Raw genomic sequence first — 19,016 nt, 5'->3', positions numbered from 1 at the left:
ATTTCAATCCACATACCGCTCGCGCAGTATGACTGAAGCTGTTTTATAATCAGTTACAGTACCTGTAATTTCAATCCACATACCGCTCGCGCGGTATGACTCGAACACGGGAACAGGGCATTTCAACCCATCGTTATTTCAATCCACATACCGCTCGCGCGGTATGACAAGAGGGACTCGGCGAGGTATCTGACGCCTATCGAATTTCAATCCACATACCGCTCGCGCAGTATGACTGAAGCTGTTTTATAATCAGTTACAGTACCTGTAATTTCAATCCACATACCGCTCGCGCGGTATGACCGCAGATAAGAAACTGAATTAAGATCGCATGTTTCCTATCTTCCTCTTATCATAAACATTCTTGAGTGTACTTGCAACATTTTCCTTAACATTCACATTTTTACAGGTGCGAACCTCCCTGGGTTTTTATGTTCACTTCATGCTCGCACCCAAGCGGACAAAAAACGCAAGACCTTTGAAGACCTTGCGCTTAAGCTTATTGATTCTCGTTCGAAGATGAAGATTCCCGCTCAGGATTTGAAATTGAATCCATACTGAGCAATCCGGATTCATCCAAAATCTGTCCCTTTTTCCGCATCCGGCCATTGACGAATTCACCTAACAAGGTGTAGAGAACTGCCGTTGCCGGAACTGCGATCAACATTCCGAACAACCCTAACAGACCACCGAATACTACGATGGATAACAAGACCCAGATCCCCGGAAGACCTACGGAATTCCCCACAACCCGCGGATAAATCAAATTGTTTTCAAACTGCTGCACGATCTGGAAATAAACCATGAAAAACAAGGACATCCACGGGTTGATCGCGAAGATCAGAACGCAACCAAACGCCATTCCCAACATCGCTCCGAACATCGGAACGATACTGGTAACGCCGATGACCGTGCTGATTAACATGGCATACGGCATCTTGAACAAAGTCATGGAAACATAATACAACATCGCCAGAATACACGCTTCTAACAGCTGCCCTGAAATGAAACTGGAGAATGTCTGGTTCGTTTTTCGTCCCAATGCCAAGACGCGGTTTGCCGCCGATAAGGGAAGCAGGGCGCCGATCAATTTCTTCAGCTGACGGATGAATTTCTCTTTGCTGGAAAGCAGATACAGACTTAACATGAAGCCCATTACCCAGTTGCTTACACCGACGGTGATCGCGGAAATGTTGTTGATCACCGTCATGCCGGTACCGCCGACCCAGTTGGTTGCGGTCTGGAAAATTTTATCAGCGCTTAAGCCCAGCTGATCCAGCGCAGCCTGCAGCTTCGTCGTATCCAGATCCCATTCAATGTTTTCCAGATGCAGACTGGCTAACAAATTGTTGATGTTTTCCACAATATTGCCGGCATAGACAACACAGTTATTGAACAGCTGTACGATCGACGTGATTAGCTGAGGGAAAATAATACTCGACAAGACAAACAAGACAGCCAGCGCCAGAAGCAGCGTCAGGAAGATCGAAATACCGCGGACCTTCGGTTCTTTCTGCGGTGGGTTCTTTTTGCTTCGCGGCAGCGCCTGGATCAGTCTGATCAATCCCTTTTCAATAGCCTTCATCGGCTGATTCAGCACAAAGGCGATGCCGATCGCGTAAAATAATGGGGTTAACAGATGCATTACTTTCCCCAGTACACCCATTAAATCCTGAAAATGAACGAGAGCGAAAAGCAGTAAAACAATATACGTCGACAGCCACATCCAGGGCTTGATCTTTTTTAAGATATCTTTAGGAATCATAATCCTGTCCTTTCCTTCAACAGTTATCGGTTGGTTAGTTATAGATTATAATGATTAAGCTTAAAATACAAGGTCAACCTGACGAAAATCTGCTATAATAGACGAGGATTTCCTGCAAATAAAGGAAATGACAAGCTATCTCCGGCATACAGTAGGGAGAGGCCAGATTAGGAGAGTGAAGTATGAAAATTCGTGTTGGAGTTGTTTTCGGCGGTGAATCTGTCGAGCATGAAGTCAGCGTGATTTCAGCTCTGCAGGGTATTGAAGCCCTGGATAAAGAACGTTATGAAGTGATTCCCTTATATATTTCAAAGCAGCGTGATTTCTATTCGTCGCCTGCGCTGCTGGATGTTGAAAATTATAAAAATCTCGATGAGCTGATTCAGAAAGCGACGCCGGTTGTGCTGGTGAAAAAAGGCAAGGAAGTCGTTGTGGAACCGATTAAAAAAGGTCTGTTTACCAAACCGATCGGCACGGTCGACGTCATCGTTCCGATCATGCATGGTACCAACGGCGAAGATGGAACGATTCAGGGGTATCTGGAAATGCTGAAAATTCCGTATGCCGGCTGCGATGTGATCGGCGCTGCTGTCGGTCAGGATAAAGTTGTGATGAAGCATATTCTGCAGAACAGCGGGTTGCCGGTCTGCCCTTGGTTCTGGCTGTATGGCCATGAATTCGCGCACAAGCAGGAAGCGGTTTTAGCTCAGGTGCATGAATTAGGCTATCCGGTGGTCATGAAGCCAGCTTGCCTGGGTTCTTCGGTCGGCATCACGATCGCGCATAATGACGAAGAATTTATCGCCGGGGTCGAAGACGCACGGCAATATGATAACAAGATCGTTGTCGAACAGATGGTAAAGAACCTGCGGGAGATCAACTGTTCAGTTCTGGGCAGCTGCTTTGATTGTCAGGCCAGCGTCCTGGAGGAAGTCGGCAAGCAGGATGAAATCATGAGTTTTAAAGATAAATATTTAGGTCAGGGCGCAACGAAAAGCGGTTCCAAAGGCGGAGCTAAGTGCGGGACCAAGAGCGGCGATGGCGGAATGGCCAGTGCGGCGCGGATCGTGCCGGCGCCGGTCGATGAAGCGACGACGGAAAAAATCCGGAATCTGGCGATTGAAACCTTCAAGGTGCTGAGCGCCAGCGGCGTATGCCGGATTGATTTTATGATGGATGGCGATAACGGGATGATATACGTCAATGAAATCAATACAATTCCAGGCTCGCTGGCCTATTATCTGTGGCAGCCGGTCGGCGTCAGCTTTACTCAATTAATGGATACGCTGGTATCTCAGGCGATTGACCGCCAGCGTCGGCGGGAGAAAATGATTTTCTCCTATGAAACCAATCTGTTGGCCAGTTACAGCGCAAACAAGAACAACGGCGGAACGAAAGGTACCAAAGGAACGAAATAACCTTTGAACCCCGGTCAGTTAGACGGGTCCTTCCTTAGTTTAGAAAAGTCTGGCAGAAGCCATCTTCGATCCGTTTCTGAAGAAGGGGTTGAAGTAAGGAACAGCCTGAAATCCCGATGAATGTTATTCAAGACGAAACAGCCAAATTGAAAAATAAGAAAAACCAGTTTGATCAACCGGCGTCTTCCATGGAAGCGCAGGAGTTCAAGCTGGTTTCTTTTTATCACTTTTCTGCCATCCCTGATTCACAGGGAAATCCGTTGACCTTGCGGTGACGGCAAGAGGGTATTAGTTATGAATCGTATAATTGACGCCGTCGCTTTCGATCAGAATCGTTCCCAGCTGATCGGTGCGGTAAATGGAAAATCCCATCTTTTCATAGCGTTTCAGCACATCTTCCGAAGGCAGACCATAATCGTTGTTCAAGCCGACGGAGAGGATCACATCTCGGGGATTGACAGCTTCCAAGAATGCTTGAGTAGAAGATGTCTCTGAACCATGATGGGGAGCTTTCAGGATATCGGCCTGGACGTTGGCATAGCTGGCCAGCACATCCTTCTCAGACTGCGCCTGCATGTCGCCGGTGAACAGAATGGAAGTTTGTCCATGGACATAACGCAGGACAATCGAGGAATTGTTGACTTCGGAATACTCCTCGCTTAGCGGTCCCAAGATCGTAAACTGATCTTCACCCAAGGTGAAGGTATCGCCCGGCTGCGGATGGATCAACGACGTCTGCGTCGTTTCGATCGCCTGAATGACGTCTTTGTACGTTTTCGAATCCAGCGTGCGCTGAGGAAGCATGACCGTTTCCACGTCGAAGGAATACAGGACGGCGTCCAGCGAGCCTACATGATCTTCATGGGCATGCGTGCCGATCGCATATTTTAAATGAGTGATTCCCTGCTGCTGCAGATAATCGGTGACCAGTTTCGCGTCGGCATTGTTGCCGGCGTCGATGATCATCGCTTCTGCGCCGGACTGAATCAGAATCGCATCCGCCTGACCGACGTCGATAAAATGAACGGTCAGCGCCGAATTCACCTGCGTGTGAACGGGCGTCGCCGCCGCGTTGTTTCTTAAAGCATCAGATTCAGGCAGCCATTGGGGGCTGAAATAACTCAGACCCGCTAAGATCAAAGCGCCCAGTAACGAACCCAGCGTGACTTTAGCCGTTTTTTTCGATCGGCGGACAGAACGTCTGCGCGTTGTTTTTCTCATAATTCTCCTTTCTTCTGTGACGGCTTTGCCGCTTCTTTCGGGAATCTTTTTTCCTTTGAGCGAACCGGCACAGATCTTTGAATTGAATACCGAAAAAGAATTCGTTTTTATTATGCCTAAAAACTTACCGGACGACAAGTCTTGTCTTTTTTGAAAAGCGAAATGTCAGCTTTTATCCTGTTAAAAACAGCTTTCCTGCTCAGACAGTGAAAGCTGTCAGAATCTTGATCGCCGCCCATCACCGCGGCTTAAAAAAGTTTAGCGGATGATCAAGGTAGAAACTCATTCTAACGGTTGTGATGCCGGATTGCAGCCCTTTGGCGTGCAGACCAGACCCGCCATGGTTTTCTCTGCCTGATCCAGAATGATCGCCCGCCATTCCTTGGGGGTGTGATAGCCTTGGATCTTTTCGCCGTTCATCTGATAGGCCGGGATGCCTTCGAGGTTCAACGCCGGCTTCGCTTCCCAATCCCGATCGACCTCCGCAAGGAAGGTCCCGTTCGTTAAAGCCTGCGCAAACGCCGCGCCGTCCAGTCCCAGTTCATCCATGATCATTCGCAGCACCGCCGGATCGCCGATATCTTTCTGCTGCCGGTAGAAAACGTCAAACGTCAGCCGCACATAATCCAGCTCCCGGCCTGCCTGTCTGGCAAAATAAAACCCTTGAAACGCATCGGTCGTGTAGGGATGCGGACTGATCCAGGGCAGATTCATTTCAACTCCCAATGCCTGCGCCATCGGCTTCAACACTTCGTCAAACCGCTTCAGCCGTTTTTCATCATGCATCGGATCGACCTTCAGCGTTGGAAAGCGCCGCAGCTCATAAGGGTGGAAATCCAATTCAACATCCAGACCTTCGATCGCCCGGGATAGCGAATGAAGCCCGACATAACAAAATGGACAGACAAAATCAAAGAAAATCGAAATTTTCATAACAGGCCTTCTTTCTGAACCGATCATAGCCGGCCAGTGCCCCGTTGTCAATGCTTGTGCTTTTTCTGCGGAATTTCCTGCACAATCCCGGCCGCTTATCCATCGCTTCCAGCCGTTAAACATGCTATAATACATCTGGAAAATAAGGAGGAACTCAACTATGTCAACACCGCACAACAGTGCCGAAAAAGGGCAGATCGCCAAAACCGTCCTGATGCCGGGGGATCCCCTGCGCGCCAAATTCATCGCTGAAACATTCCTGGAAAATCCTGTCCAGTTCAACGCCGTCCGCAATATGTTCGGCTACACCGGAACCTATAAGGGTAAAACGATTTCCGTCATGGGCAGTGGCATGGGGATGCCGAGCATCGGCATTTATTCCTATGAGCTGTTCAGCCAGTATGGTGTCGAAAACATTATCCGAATCGGCTCAGCCGGCGCGTATTCGCCGGATTTGAAAGTCTTTGATGTCGTGCTGGCCGACAGCGCCTACAGCGAATCCAGCTATGCGAAAGTCCAGAGCGGTTATGATCAGGATAAAACCTATCCGTCGGAAACGCTCAACCAGCGGATTAAAGACGCGGCAGAAAAACTGGGCATGCCGCTGCATGTCGGCTGCATTCACTCCAGCGACGTCTTCTACCGCGAAGGCGGCAACGATTACATCAAGGAGCTGACAGACGTTCATCATTGCCTGGCTGTAGAAATGGAAAGCTTCGCGCTGTTCCACAACGCCCATGTCTTAGGCAAAAACGCTGCATGCCTGATCACGGTCTCCGATTCCTTTGTCACTTCGGAAGTGACAACCCATGAACAGCGCCAGACATCCTTCACCAAAATGATGGAGATCGCGCTGGAAGCGGCGGAATAAGCACATCTCACGTTTTTCCAATTATCACAAAGCAGAAAGAACCGGCAGCCGCCGGTTTTTTTCTGACTTCAGTTTGGGCAAGCTCCCGGTTGTCTTCCGCTCTCCCTCATAGTCTAGGTTGAAGACGAAAGGGGCTGGATTATGGAAATCTGTGTTATCAAATTCGGGGGGACATCGTTAAAAGAGGAAGCTGCCCGCAATCGCGCTGTCCGCCTGATCCGCCGCCTGATTCCGGAAATGAAAGTGATTGCCGTGGTCTCCGCCATGGGCCGGTATCCTGATCCCTATGCGACGGATACGCTGATGTCCCTTGCCAAATATCTGACCCCTCAGCAGCGCGACCGGCTGGTTTCAGCCGGCGAGATGATCAGTACGCTGGTCATCAATTCCCTGTGCCGTCAGAATGGAGTCCTCAGCGATACCCTCAGCACGCAGGAGCTGGGGATCATCACCAACGATCATTATGGCGAGGCCGAGGTTCTAACGGTGACAACCGGAAAATTGCTTGAAAAACTCGATCATTGCGACTGTTTGATCGTCCCTGGTTATCAGGGAATCACGCTCGATCATGAGATTACGACGCTGGGCCGGGGCGGCAGCGATTATACGGCGATGCTGCTGGCCCAGGCACTGGGGCTGGAAGACGTCTATATTCTGACGGATGTGAGCGGTATTTACGATCGTGATCCGAAAGTTTATCCTGATGCCCGTCATTGGGATGAGATTGATTATGATCAGATGCTGCGGATGATCGACGCCGGCGCGCGGGTGATGCAGCGGCAGAGTATTTTATTTGCGCGCGAACATCAGCTGCGGGTGTGGGTAGGCTCCTCGCTGCAGATTGGGAAAGGAACGTGGATTCAACCATGCGCAGACTCCGAACGTTAATCGTGACTGACAAACCGGCGCAGGTCCGCCGGCTGATCGGCGAATGTGAAATCCTGGGCTGTCCATGCAGCCTGAATTGGGCAAGCAGTCAGAAAGGACTGTCGCCTTTAAGCTTGACAGGCGGACAAATTCGTCCCCAGCCGCTGACCCGAATGCTTCTGGAACGCGCAGAACTCATTGTGATTCTGCCGCCCAGCCGTGATGGCGAGGGAATAGGTCAGCTCAGCCACCGTTTGAAAGCAGGGGTGATCAGCGGGCAATCCATCGACAGTTTGCCTTGCCAGCTGGGGTTGGAAACCGGCCCTGCCTGTCAGTTCCGATTCCCGGCGCCGGAAGCCTGGATGATCGCCACCGCGCTGCAGCCTTTGATGCAATGTCAGGCTGTTCGCCGCATCGGGGTACAGACCACGCGTCAGGAAGAAAATTTGAAAATCAATTCGGGGCTGACTGCGCAGATGCTGCAAAGTCAGCTGAAAACGCTGCTGCCAGGAATCGGCATCGACGTCCGAAATCCCCGCCTGCTGGAAGGAACTCCCTATGTCGAAGCACGCCTGGATCTCTTGCTCAGCCGTTCGCTGAAAGATGGTCAATTCCGCGCTCTTTTACAACATCCGGACCATTCGCTGCTGCTGCCGGTGGAAAAACCGCTGGATAACAGGCAGACTGCCAGCCAGGAAACACGGATTTTGATTGATCAGATCCAAAAGGGGCAGAATGAGAATCAGTGGCGTCTGCGGCTGATTTCCGATCCGCTGCAGGCGTGCCAGATCGCGGCAATCGCCCGTCAAATTGCTGCTGCGGCCGGGCTGACTTTGAAGAATTCCTGAAACTTGAATCCTTTTTCTTGGCAAGCGTCAGGAAACTCGCTATAATGAACACGCAGAACAGGAGGCCAGGAAATGAAGACGATCATTTTTGTCCGGGAGTTGAAAACCGAGGATCAGGCTGCCCGCATTCGTGCGGCGCTGGACGATACCCGGGTTGAATATAAGGTAGCGCTGCAGAGCGGCGCGGTGGTGATCGAAGGTTCCAACGATTTGGTATACGCCGCCAAGACTGCAATCCGCGAAGCGGGATTCACAGTTCAATAAGAAGCAGAGCGCAGAAAACGCTCTTTTCTTTTGGTTAGATCGCAGCTCTGCTTCTCCGCTTTTTTCACAGAAGTCCGCTCATCTGGCCGTAAAAAAATGAATTCTCACAAAGCGGAAGTTCAAGTTTTAGATTCTATCCGGCAACCGAGAACTCCGGGATTGTGCATGGATGGTTTTTATAATCAAGGATAGACAGACTTAATCGGAATCGGCGGAAAACCATAAGATATTGATCATCCCGCAGGCGGCGAAGATCACTTTCAAAATCACGGCGATGCCGGGGGTGTAAAGCGACAGACTGGCGATCAGATCCAGCTGAAAGATACCTTCAATCCCATAAAGCAAACAAGCGAGGATTGACAGGAAAAGACTGATATTAAGAATTCGCTTCATGAACAGTTCCTCCTATTACAGGATAGCGGACGTGCATGGATTTATGCATGAACCGACACAAAAGCGCATACCTTGTGTTGAAAAGGAAAGGTGGAATTATGAAGAAGAAAGTCGCAGTGATCGTTGGGGTCCTTTTGTTGGCCGTCGCCTTGTTTCTTGTGCTGAAGCCCAGCTCGTTTGAAAAGAAGGCAGACAAAACCATGCAGAAGCTGACCAGCTACAAGCTGGAAGGAAATATGGAAATTTCCAGCGGCGAAGAATTCAAGAACTACGCGATTACATCCTCATGGATGAAGGAGGGCGAAGACGAGTATTTCAAGGTCAGCATGATTGATAAGTCGCTGAACCAGGAACAGATCATTCTGAAGAATAAAGAAGGCGTCTTCGTTGTCACCCCTTCGCTCAACCAGGTGTTTAAGTTCCAAGGCGAATGGCCGATGAACTCGCCGAAGCCGTATTTATTGCAGACGATGATGGAAGTGCTGAAAAACGACCATCAGACGAAAAAAGAAAAGGACGGCATTCTGATCAGCGCGGACGCGAAATATCCAAGCGCTGCGCAGCTTGTCCGACAGGAGATCAAGTTTAACAAGGATACAAAACCGTTGTATCTGATTGCCTACGACGCAAATAACGCTCCGGCATTGACCATGGAATTTACAGCGGTCAGCTATAATGAAGGTTTTGAAGCGGGGTATTTTGAGACGCCGAAAAGTTCGATTGAGACACCGACGAGCGGCTATACTGGTCTGATTGAATTGCCGTTGTATCCGATGACCGTTTTTGATTCCAAATTAATCGCTTCCACAGTCTCTTCTGTCAATGGGCAGCCGCAGCATATTCTGGAATTCAGCGGCGAGCGGGATTTCACAGTTGTGCAGACGGAAAGAGCGCCGAGTCAGGAGCTGACAGTGACGGAAGTCAGCGGTGATCTGATCGAAGGGTTGGGACTTGTCGGTTATTATGATGGAAACCGGCTGACGATCACGAACAGTCAGGTCGAGTATTCCGTATATTCCAATGATCTGACGCCGCAGGAGATGATGCAGGTTGTAGAAAGCATGCAAGTATCGGTCATGAAATAATGATGGTGCGCCGAGGGGATGTGTATTATGCTGACCTGGCGGGGAGCGTCGGAAGTGAACAGGGGGGATTGCGGCCGGTCGTGGTCATCCAGAATGATAAAGGGAATCGGTTTTCGCCGACATTGATCGTGGCGCCGATTTCCAGCCGGCTGACAAAACCGCCGATTCCCACGCATGTGATTCTGCCGGCGGATTCTTTGGAGAAGGCGTCGATCGTCCTGCTGGAACAGATCCGGACGATTGATAAACAGCGATTGGGGCAGTGGGTTTGCACCCTGGATCGAAAAACCTTGCAGGCAATCGACGAGGCCTTGTGCGTGAGCCTGGGGTTGGAGTGGGGATAACCGAGGTATTGTCTTGAAAGCTATGACTGATTTTGGGCGGTGTTCTAATTTCTATTTATTAAAAACTGACGGCGTAAAGGTAAATGACACCTTGAGCCGTCAGTCTTTTTCGTTGGAAAGGGAAGGGAAAGTGGTTTCTGTTCCAGGCTGAGTTAGATTGATGAAATGGACAGATTATGAAAATTTATCATTTTCCTTGATGAAGTTAAGGAAATTCGGTTCAGAAGTCGGTTAGGATGGGGCTGCCCGACGGAGGTCGGGTAATGGCGGCATGGGGAGCGAAAGTCGGAATGGATGGGCTGGTGGGAAAGCGGAGGTGAGCACGGGTTCAAGTTCTGGATTCGGGAAAAATCGCAGGGGTGATTGAGTTAGGGACAAGCTTGCCTGAACGAAATGGCTGGAGATTCCCGGCGACTTCTGAAACGGGGATTGCGAAACGGAGTGCGGATGACATAAAAAAATGACCTTGATTCATTCAATCAAAGTCATTGTTATCGCAATGGAGCAGGTGAAGGGAATCGAACCCTCGTGTCAACCATGGCAAGGTTGCGTTCTACCATTGAACTACACCTGCGATAATGGCGGTCCGGACGGGACTTGAACCCGCGATCTCCTCCGTGACAGGGAGGCATGTTAACCACTACACCACCAGACCAATATCGTTGTTTCGGCGCGCGCACTGTAATGTGGCGAAGAAGGCGGGATTTGAACCCGCGCGCCGCTTTCGCGACCTATGCCCTTAGCAGGGGCACCTCTTCAGCCTCTTGAGTACTTCTTCACTTGGTAACTCACAGCGCTTTTATATACTACCATGAAGAAGTACATTTGACAAGTCTTTTTTTAAAATTTTTTTGAAAAAAATAAAAAAATTGAGATTGTCCAAATCGGACGCTTTTATTCCAAATAAGGATGACCTTAAATTATGCCTGTATTCTAAGGCTTAGAAAAAATTTTAAAAGTTTTTTGACTTTTTTAGGGGACTTTTTCAAAAAACGCGCAATATTATAAGTGTAGGGATCATCACTCAAGGAGGGGATATCCTATATCTTACCAGCCGCATTTTATTAAAAACGGATGAAAACACGTCGCGGATACTCACATTCATGGTGAAAGCCTACCAAAATGAAGTAAACAACTTACTTCAGCTCTACATCCAGAACAAACACCCGGTTTACGTCTCATACGGTGATTTCTGTACCTTCATCCCGTTTTGGAGCCGGGCTATGGTCGTTCAGGATGCGAAGGACATTTTTAAACATGTTCAGAAGTTTAACAATCCGAAGCTTAAACTAAAAGCTCCGCAATGCTGCTGGCATCAACCTAACTTCCGAATTACGAACAACGAACTCGAAATTCAAGTCGGCGGCCGTTTTGGCATCGGCGACACGCTGAAACTGCCGATCATGGCCGAACCCTATCAGCAGCGCTATCTGAAAATGGAACTCGGGAAGCTGACCATCCATCCCTGCAAACAAGGATGGGCCGCCGAATTTAATGTGAAGGTTCCGGAAAAACCACGGAGCCTATCGACAAAACGAATGGGAATCGATCTGGGAATTAAAGTTCCGGCGGTCGCGTATACCGACGATGGCAAAATTCGTTTCTTCGGTAATGGCCGTGAGGCCCGCTTCCGCCGCAATGCGTTTTATGCCAAGCTTACGGAGCTGCAGAAAAAAGAAGACTACAAGCGAATCAAAGAATTAAATCATGGACTTTATCGCTGGGAGATTACGCAATGTCATATTCTCAGCTCGCAGTTGATTCAGTTTGCGCTGGAACAGAATGTCGGCGTCCTTTGCGTGGAACAACTTCATGGAATTGGAAAACGCGAAGTCAAGCATTCCCGGGATAAGCGGGATTTAAATCAATGGTCCTACTATCGGCTGATCGACAACCTTCGTTACAAAGCCCGGCGCGAGGGACTTCGCGTAGTTTTCGTTAACCCCCGCAATACATCAAAACGATGTCCGCAATGCGGCAGACTCAACACCCCTGACAAACGTTTTTATCACTGTGTCTGCGGTTTTCGCTGTCATCGGGATCTTGTCGGCGCGATGAATATTGTTCATGCGCCTGAATCCGGTCCTGTGGCCGGATAGCCTGGTAAACTATACGTTCTGTGCCAGGACGGGTCTTTGCGTGCCCTTATCTCAATCACGCTGTGAGGTTTGAACCCAAAAATAATCTTTGAGATAAGGGGATCTCAAAGTGCATAAGGATCGGTCTGTGCCGCTGTTGACAAAAGCCGATCCTTTTCTTTACAATGAAGGCGATCTTTGAAACAGAATCGAATCCCAAAGGAAAGGAACAAATTCCATGCAGAAAATCGCGAAATTTCAAAAAGTAAGTGAAACACAATTCATTCAGGACTGGCTTGATACATTTCCTGGCTCAACGGCGGCGGAAGCGGCCCAGATTTATGATCAGATTCAACTGCCGAAGCGGGCGACCCTCGGTTCCGCCGGCTATGACTTCTTTGCGCCGCAAAGCTTCAGTCTCAACCCCGGCGAGTCGCTTAAAATTCCAACCGGCATCCGCGTCCAAATCGCAGCCGGCTGGGTGCTGAAATGCTATCCGCGCAGCGGCCTGGGATTTAAGTACCGGCTGCAGTTCAACAATACCGTCGGCATTATCGACTCGGATTATTATGGTTCCGATAACGAAGGCCATATTTTCTGCAAGCTGATCAACGACTCCCGTGAAGGAAAGACGCTTTCTCTGGCGCAGGGGGAGGGCTTCATGCAGGGAATTTTTGTTGAATACGGCATTACGGTCGACGATGACGCGGATCAGCTGCGCAACGGCGGCTTCGGCAGCACGACCCAGAAATAAATTGAATAGCATAGAATCAAAATCATAAAGAAAAAACGCAGGTTTTCTCTCCCCTTTGTAACAGTGGGGCAGGGCAATTCTGCGTTTTTCTGATGTTTAAAAACTTTATTAAAAACGGGCACGCCGGGTTATCCTGCGATCTGATTTTTCTGAACGAATATCAAGCGTTCGTTCCGCGGATTAACATCCATTGTCCTTAGTTAAAATCAACGTTTGCTTCTACAACACTTCACTTTCCGCCCGTGCCTTCAGCCGGATCCATCGCTTGTCAATTTCCTTCTGGATGTGATCGACAACCTCGGCGTACTCCGGCTTTCCCAGATGCCGCGTGCGGCCCATCATTTTCAGCCAGTCGAGCGCCGGAATCTGTTTTCCCGTTTTCTCCGGATTGTAATTGATCGTCGTGACACCTTCCTCAATTTCGTACAGCGGGAAATAACCACAGTCCACCGCGGCCTGGATCACCTTGCGTTCCTGGCTCGGCACATCCGCCCAGTTCAGCGGACAGGCAGACAGTGCTTTTAAATACACAAAGCCTTTATTCTTCGCGTAATACTGTGCTTTAGCCGCCTTTTTCAAGAAATCCACCGGCTGCGATTCGGCAACGGTAGCCACATACTGCGCGCCCGCGGCCGCCATGATCTGCGGTGTATCTTTATTGACGAACGTTTTTCCATACTGCGTCTTGCCGATATGCGAAGTAGAACTCCGTGCTCCCATCGGTGTCGAGTAGGAGAGCTGGTAGCCGGTGTTCATGTATCCTCCGTTGTCATATTCCATTAAAATAAACGCATCGTTGCGCAGAGCCGCGCCGATGGCGGAACCCAGACCGATGTCCATACCGCCGTCGCCGCTGATCATGATGAAGGTGATCTCTCCTTTCGGTAATTCTCCGCGCTTCTGACGTTGATGAAACATTTCAGCCAGTCCGGCGACTGTCGCCGCGCCGTTTTGGAATAAATTATGCAAATAAGGAACTTTAAAGGAAGTCTTCGGATAGGAGGTCGTGACGACCATGCCGCAGCCGGTCTGAAACAACAAAACGACCAGGCCTTCGATACCTCGCAGCAACAGGTTCACATTGACGGGAATGCCGCATCCCGGACACGCTCCATGACCGGGCGCCAGCCGTTTCGGCATCGCGGTCGTCGCCGCGATCTGTCCGCCCTGCACCTGCGGCCGGCCTTGTTCATTGAGCACACAGCGGGTGAATCCCAGCTCGGTGTCGCCGGCGGACAACGGTTTAAAATACTCGGGCTCCTGAACCGCCTGACCTTCGCTGATCTGCAGATAATCGAACTTCGGCAAATCCTGTCCAACGCATTCCTTGACCAACTTTACCGCTTCTTCATAGTAAAAATCCTTGCCGCCCAAACCGTAGATCCGCGTATAAACCTCGCAATCCAGCTTTGCCTCCTGCAGCGCCGCCCGGATTTCCAGCGACATATTGCCGCCCTGCGCCCCATAGCTGTCCTGCCGGTCCAGGGTGATTAACGTCTGAGCGTGCGCGATCTTCTCGATCAGCTTTGCTTTGGGAAATGGCCGGATCATCGTGAGGGTCGCCGCTCCCGCTTCGATGCCCTCTTTGCGCAGTTGATCGACGGCTTCTTTTAAGGTGTGGAACGTTGAGCCGAGCGCGAAAATCACGACGGCGGCGTCCTCGGCCCGATAGGTTTCGACCAGATGCTGCGGCCGTCCGCTCAGTTCCTCAAATTCCTCAAACAACGGTTCGATTTCATTCAGCGCCTGTTCCATCGCTTCGTGCAGCTGATATTTGTTATTGATCAGATCCGGCTCATTCATATAAGATCCGATTGTCACCGGATGTTCTGTGTCCAAGATATCGGTGCGTTTTCTGACTGGGCCGACGTAATCCTGAACGTCCTGATCGTCCGCGAAAATCATGCAGCGGCGTTTCTGATGACTGGTGAAGAAACCGTCGAAAGCGACCGCGACCGGCAGATTGACGGCTTCAGCCAGCTTCAGTCCGATCAGGTTGTAATCGTAGACCATTTGCACGCTGTTGGCGAACAGAATAATCCAGCCGCAGTTCAGCATCATCATGATATCGCTGTGGTCGCCCTTGATCGACAGCGGTCCGGACACCGTGCGGCAGGCGACGTTCATGACCATCGGAAACCGGGTGCCTGACTGAACTGGCAGCTGCTCCAGCGCATAAAGCAGACCGTTGGCGCTGGTGGCGTTGAACACACGCCCGCCGCCGGTGCTGGCGCCGTAACAAATGCCGGCGGCGCTGTGCTCGCCTTCAGCCGCGATCAGGGAAATATCATGCAGTCCCTGGGCTTTCATGAGATCGAGGTTTTCGGCGATCTGCGTCGACGGGGTGATCGGATAATAGCCCATCACATGATAGTTGATCTGTTTGGCGGCCATCGCGGCCAGCTCGTTGCCGCTTTCGTACAGACTGATCTGTTTTTTCATCGCGCGGTTCCTCCTTTTTCCAGTATTTCTTCATTCGGCGATTCACTGGTAACCCAGCTGTTGGCACCGGTCTGCGTCTGCCGCAGGTCTGGCGTTAACAGATCGCGCACCGGGGTAAAATAATCCGGCTGCGTATGTTCTTTTTCCTCACCGCGGGTCAGCGCGTGGGTCGGGCAGATGTCGACGCAGCGCAGGCAGCCTTTGCAGAACCGATAGTCCAGACCGCGGTTAAGCATCGTTTTCCGGCCTTTCAGCTCGCCGGGGAAGAACTGAAACACCATATCCGGGCAGGTAGAATCGCACAGACCGCAGTGAATGCACTTTTCCGGCTCAAACAGAGGCAGATAGCCTTCGCGGCTGGCGGACAGGTCGTTGCGTACGGAACTGCCGGGAATCGGGTTAACGCCGCCGATCGGCGCGGTTTTCCAGCCCCAGCCGCCGCTTTCGTTGTCAAAGGGAATCTCGGGATAGCGGTCGTCGTCGAAATGATAGGCCCGGACTTCATCGTAGCCGCGCTGCACGCCTTCCAAGTTGGCGCCTAAAAGATCCGGCGCTTTTGTGCCCAGCGTGGCGATCACGGCCTGCTTTACAGCGTCTAATGGAATAAAGCCGCTGACCTTCGCAATCGCGCCGAGCATGACCATGTTCACGCGGGATTTGGACTGCAAGGCCAGCGCGAGGGCGTCAACGCAGTAGATATCCCGGGCGGCCAGCTGCATCCGCTCACGGATGGCCTCGCCCTCGAGCGCGGTGTTGACGACAACCTGACAATGCCGCTGCACGCCGGCGTTCACCGGCAGCTTGCCGGCCATCGCTTCGTGGAACAATGCCAGGCAGTCGGGATGGCGGACCGGTGAATTGATGCGGATCTCCTGTGTCGGAGCGCTGTAACGGATAAAGGCCTTGACGGGCGAGCCGCGTTTCTCCGAGCCGTAGCTGGAAAAGCTGGCGGCGTTTAAGCCCAGCTGCACCGCGCCCAGCTCGCCCAGCAGCTTGCCGCACAGATTTGCGCCCAGGCCGCCGATGCTTTCCAGCCGCATTTCATAATACCCCAGCTCGTTGACCCGGGGCAGAGTGGTTTGGATGGTCATGTCGTTTCCTCCTTGAATTCGTTCTTCATGATTCTGCTAGTCATTCTGTCCGTTTTGCGTTGTTTTAACAGTCAAATCCGCCGGGAATTGATGTTTTTTATGTGTCGCTGACGGGGAAAATGAGTATAATTGAGATGACGCAGTTTTCTGCGGCTAAGTTTTAGGAATGAAAATTTCGGGAATTTCCGAAAAATCGAACGAGGTGAAGAAAATGGAATACACAGAAATTCAAGACATGCTTGATTTTATCGCGGCCAGTCCAACCAGCTTTCAGGCGGTGGAGCAGCTGAAAGCGCGGTTAGCAGAAGCCGGGTATGAAGAACAAGTGGAGAGCGCAGCCTGGACGCTGACGCCGGGCGGCCGTTATTTTACGATCCGCAATCATTCGAGTCTGTTGGCATGGCAGATGCCGGAAACGCTGGACCAGCTGAGCTTCAATATCGTCGCTTCCCACAGCGATGCTCCGACCTTTAAGCTAAAGCCGAATGCCGTTATTTGTGAAAACGGATATCTCAAGCTGAACACGGAGGGCTACGGCGGCATGCTTTGCAGCACCTGGATGGACCGTCCGCTGGGGTTGGCAGGCCGGGTAATCGTGCGCGAGGGTGAACAGATTATCAGCCGGTATCTGAACATAGAACGGCCGTTGCTGACGATTCCTTCCTTAGCGATCCACATGAACCGGGAAGCCAATACCAACGCCAGCTACAACGCTCAGAAGGATATGCTTCCGCTGATCGGCCTGGGCAGCGAGCCGTTTGACATGAAAGCGCTGCTGGCGGAAGAACTGGGGATCGCTCAGGCGGATGTGCTCAGCTTTGATCTGTACTTAACTTGTCTGCAGAAAGGCTATGTCTGGGGCCGGCATCACGAGTTTATTTCGAGTCCGCATCTCGATGATCTGCAATGCGCCTATACGACGCTGCAGGGATTTCTGCAGGGACACAGCCGCCGGTCGCTGAACGTGTACTGCTGCTTCGATAACGAGGAAGTTGGCAGCCGCACGCGTCAGGGCGCGGCCTCGGCCTTTTTGATCGACACGCTGCGGCGGATTTTGTCCGCGGTGCAGCTGAAAGAAGAGGAGCTGCAGCGGGCATTGGCCTCGTCGCTGATGATTTCCGCCGATAATGCTCACGCCGTTCATCCCAATGTGCCGGAGAAATCCGATCCGACCAACCGCGTCTATTTGAACCAGGGCATCGTGATCAAATACAACGCCAACCAGAGCTATACCTCCGATGCGATCAGCTCCGCGTTGTTTGTCGAGCTGTGCCGTCAGGCTGGCGTCAAAACGCAGTATTTCACCAACCGCTCAGATTTGAAGGGCGGCGGCACGCTCGGCAGCATCAGCACTTCACAGGTCAGCATTGCTTCAGTCGATATCGGATTACCGCAGCTGGCCATGCATTCGTGCAACGAAACGGCCGGGATCGAAGACAGCGCGGCGATGATCCGGGCGATCAGGCAGTTTTACAGCACGCACCGCTGTATGCCGGAGGAAGGCGTGCTGATTCAGCAGGCGGATTAAAACGCGGCTGCCGGTCCATAGTAAAAACAGCGGAAACCGCGGGAAGGAGCGAGGCCGATGATTACCGTTGAACAAGTCAGAAACAATCCCCAGGTCAGAACTTATATCCAGAAGGCGGACGAAGCGTTGGCGGCACTGGGGTACACAGAGCACAGCTTCGCGCATGTCGGCAAGGTTGCCAAGGAAGCCCGGGAAATTTTATTAACGCTCGGCTACAGTCCGCGGGAAGCAGAGCTGGCGGAAATCGCCGGATGGCTGCACGATATCGGCAATGTGATCAACCGGGTCGATCATGCGCAGAGCGGTGCGGTCATGGCCTTCCGCATTCTGGACAAGCTGGGCGCGGAGGCGGAGGAAATCTCGACGATCATCAGCGCGATCGGCAATCATGACGAAAGCACGGCTTATCCGGTCAACCCGATTGCGGCGGCGCTGATCCTGGCGGATAAAACCGACGTCCGGCGCTCGCGTGTGCGCAACCGCGACTTCGCGACGTTTGACATTCACGATCGGGTCAACTATGCGGTTCATCAATCGCGGACGGAAATTACTGCCGATCATCAGAAGATCATTCTGGACTTGAAAATTGATACGCAGATTTCCGCGGTCATGGATTATTTTGAAATTTTTATGCAGCGCATGCTGCTGTGCCGCAAAGCGGCGGAAAAACTCGGTCTGACGTTTTCATTGGTGATTAACGATCAGATCATCTTATAGAGAGAAGGCGAAATATGAAGCGAATTCATCTTAAACCCCAGGATCCATGCTGGTGCGGCAGCGGCCGTCCGTATGGCGAATGCCATCAGGCGTTTGATCAGAAAATTGCGTATTATAAAAAACGCGGCCACATCGTTCCCCCGCACAGCCTGATTCGCACTCCGGCAGAAATCGCCGGGATCCAAGCCAGTGCCGAGATCAATACCGCGGTGCTGGATGCCGTTGCGGCGGCGATTCATGAAGGAATGAGCACGGAGGAGATCGACAAGATCGTCTATGAGACGACGACCGCGCGCGGGGCAATCTGCGCTCCGCTGAACTACGAGGGCTATCCGAAAAGCGTCTGCACCTCCGTCAACAACGAGGTCTGCCATGGAATTCCCAGCCAAGATCGGAA

18 protein-coding genes and 3 tRNA genes are annotated in these 19,016 nt (G+C 51.4%); 12 read left to right on the top strand and 9 right to left on the bottom strand.

Going from position 1 to position 19,016, the window contains the following annotated elements; genetic code table 11:
* Positions 1-499 precede the first annotated feature (499 nt).
* Positions 500-1,765: an AI-2E family transporter gene (locus AC5OW4_RS09530; protein ID WP_493676909.1), complete on the bottom strand. Its 1,266-nt coding sequence runs from the start codon at positions 1,763-1,765 to the stop codon at positions 500-502.
* A 182-nt stretch (positions 1,766-1,947) separates the two neighbouring features.
* Between AC5OW4_RS09530 and AC5OW4_RS09525 the strand changes: the two genes are divergently transcribed.
* Positions 1,948-3,183 (top strand): D-alanine--D-alanine ligase family protein, encoded by a 1,236-nt coding sequence (locus tag AC5OW4_RS09525; RefSeq protein ID WP_072684761.1) that lies wholly within the window; start codon positions 1,948-1,950, stop codon positions 3,181-3,183.
* Positions 3,184-3,471: 288 nt separating this feature from the next.
* On the opposite strand, the gene AC5OW4_RS09520 is transcribed toward AC5OW4_RS09525, so the two are convergent.
* Both AC5OW4_RS09520 and AC5OW4_RS09515 read right to left on the bottom strand, forming a co-directional pair.
* Positions 3,472-4,404: a ComEC/Rec2 family competence protein gene (locus tag AC5OW4_RS09520; protein WP_493676908.1), complete on the bottom strand. Its 933-nt coding sequence runs from the start codon at positions 4,402-4,404 to the stop codon at positions 3,472-3,474.
* 282 nt (positions 4,405-4,686) lie between these two features.
* Positions 4,687-5,337, bottom strand: a complete 651-nt coding sequence (locus AC5OW4_RS09515) for a DsbA family oxidoreductase (RefSeq protein ID WP_493676907.1) — start codon at positions 5,335-5,337, stop codon at positions 4,687-4,689.
* Between the two features lie 160 nt (positions 5,338-5,497).
* Here AC5OW4_RS09515 and deoD point away from each other — a divergent pair, with 160 nt between their 5' ends.
* The 4 genes from deoD to AC5OW4_RS09495 all read left to right on the top strand — a co-directional run bounded on the left by deoD (position 5,498) and on the right by AC5OW4_RS09495 (position 8,187).
* Positions 5,498-6,208 carry a purine-nucleoside phosphorylase gene (gene deoD / locus AC5OW4_RS09510; RefSeq protein ID WP_072684764.1) on the top strand — a complete coding sequence of 237 codons (711 nt, stop codon included), beginning with the start codon at positions 5,498-5,500 and terminating at the stop codon, positions 6,206-6,208.
* A 141-nt stretch (positions 6,209-6,349) separates the two neighbouring features.
* A complete protein-coding gene (locus tag AC5OW4_RS09505; protein WP_072684765.1) occupies positions 6,350-7,096 on the top strand; it encodes an amino acid kinase family protein in 747 nt (248 codons plus the stop codon).
* The gene (locus AC5OW4_RS09500) at positions 7,075-7,923 is read left to right on the top strand and encodes a hypothetical protein (RefSeq protein ID WP_072684766.1); all 849 of its coding nucleotides are present in this window, start codon (positions 7,075-7,077) and stop codon (positions 7,921-7,923) included. The genes AC5OW4_RS09505 and AC5OW4_RS09500 overlap by 22 nt, the downstream gene beginning before the upstream one ends.
* 72 nt (positions 7,924-7,995) lie before the next feature.
* Complete coding sequence (locus tag AC5OW4_RS09495; RefSeq protein WP_072684767.1) at positions 7,996-8,187, top strand: hypothetical protein; 192 nt, start codon at positions 7,996-7,998, stop codon at positions 8,185-8,187.
* 198 nt (positions 8,188-8,385) lie between these two features.
* Here the strand turns inward: AC5OW4_RS09495 and AC5OW4_RS09490 are convergent, their stop codons facing one another.
* Positions 8,386-8,580: a hypothetical protein gene (locus AC5OW4_RS09490; RefSeq protein ID WP_493676906.1), complete on the bottom strand. Its 195-nt coding sequence runs from the start codon at positions 8,578-8,580 to the stop codon at positions 8,386-8,388.
* Positions 8,581-8,678: 98 nt separating this feature from the next.
* On the opposite strand from AC5OW4_RS09490, the gene AC5OW4_RS09485 reads away from it, so the two are divergent.
* Together AC5OW4_RS09485 and AC5OW4_RS09480 are read left to right on the top strand one after the other, a co-directional pair.
* Positions 8,679-9,665: a LolA family protein gene (locus AC5OW4_RS09485; RefSeq protein ID WP_072684769.1), complete on the top strand. Its 987-nt coding sequence runs from the start codon at positions 8,679-8,681 to the stop codon at positions 9,663-9,665.
* Between the two features lie 2 nt (positions 9,666-9,667).
* The gene (locus AC5OW4_RS09480; RefSeq protein WP_072684770.1) at positions 9,668-10,009 is read left to right on the top strand and encodes a type II toxin-antitoxin system PemK/MazF family toxin; all 342 of its coding nucleotides are present in this window, start codon (positions 9,668-9,670) and stop codon (positions 10,007-10,009) included.
* A 500-nt stretch (positions 10,010-10,509) separates the two neighbouring features.
* Here AC5OW4_RS09480 and AC5OW4_RS09475 read toward each other — a convergent pair.
* The 3 genes from AC5OW4_RS09475 to AC5OW4_RS09465 form a co-directional block, all read right to left on the bottom strand.
* Positions 10,510-10,583, bottom strand: a tRNA-Gly gene (locus AC5OW4_RS09475).
* Positions 10,584-10,588: 5 nt separating this feature from the next.
* Positions 10,589-10,664 (bottom strand) — tRNA-Asp (locus tag AC5OW4_RS09470).
* Positions 10,665-10,696: 32 nt separating this feature from the next.
* Positions 10,697-10,787, bottom strand: a tRNA-Ser gene (locus AC5OW4_RS09465).
* 445 nt (positions 10,788-11,232) lie between these two features.
* Here AC5OW4_RS09465 and AC5OW4_RS09460 point away from each other — a divergent pair.
* On the top strand, positions 11,233-12,108 hold the full coding sequence (locus AC5OW4_RS09460; RefSeq protein ID WP_072684771.1) for an RNA-guided endonuclease InsQ/TnpB family protein: 876 nt from the start codon (positions 11,233-11,235) through the stop codon (positions 12,106-12,108).
* 217 nt (positions 12,109-12,325) lie between these two features.
* The gene (locus tag AC5OW4_RS09455; RefSeq protein ID WP_072684772.1) at positions 12,326-12,841 is read left to right on the top strand and encodes a dCTP deaminase/dUTPase family protein; all 516 of its coding nucleotides are present in this window, start codon (positions 12,326-12,328) and stop codon (positions 12,839-12,841) included.
* A 219-nt stretch (positions 12,842-13,060) separates the two neighbouring features.
* Here the strand turns inward: AC5OW4_RS09455 and AC5OW4_RS09450 are convergent, their stop codons facing one another.
* Positions 13,061-15,283, bottom strand: a complete 2,223-nt coding sequence (locus AC5OW4_RS09450) for a thiamine pyrophosphate-dependent enzyme (protein WP_493676905.1) — start codon at positions 15,281-15,283, stop codon at positions 13,061-13,063.
* The gene (locus tag AC5OW4_RS09445; protein WP_195396063.1) at positions 15,280-16,374 is read right to left on the bottom strand and encodes a 2-oxoacid:acceptor oxidoreductase family protein; all 1,095 of its coding nucleotides are present in this window, start codon (positions 16,372-16,374) and stop codon (positions 15,280-15,282) included. Before AC5OW4_RS09445 ends, AC5OW4_RS09450 begins: the two co-directional genes overlap by 4 nt.
* Before the next feature lie 211 nt (positions 16,375-16,585).
* Between AC5OW4_RS09445 and AC5OW4_RS09440 the strand changes: the two genes are divergently transcribed.
* The 3 genes from AC5OW4_RS09440 to AC5OW4_RS09430 all read left to right on the top strand — a co-directional run.
* Positions 16,586-17,902 (top strand): M18 family aminopeptidase, encoded by a 1,317-nt coding sequence (locus AC5OW4_RS09440; RefSeq protein ID WP_195396064.1) that lies wholly within the window; start codon positions 16,586-16,588, stop codon positions 17,900-17,902.
* 57 nt (positions 17,903-17,959) lie between these two features.
* Positions 17,960-18,619, top strand: a complete 660-nt coding sequence (locus AC5OW4_RS09435) for an HD domain-containing protein (RefSeq protein ID WP_006061366.1) — start codon at positions 17,960-17,962, stop codon at positions 18,617-18,619.
* 14 nt (positions 18,620-18,633) lie between these two features.
* Positions 18,634-19,016: SEC-C domain-containing protein (locus AC5OW4_RS09430; RefSeq protein WP_493676904.1), on the top strand; the 383-nt coding region annotated here is incomplete at its 3' end.

The sequence above is a fragment of the Holdemania sp. genome (assembly GCF_986127675.1).
The sequence above is the reverse complement of the archived record's forward strand: the minus strand, read 5'-3'. Positions and strand labels throughout refer to the sequence as shown.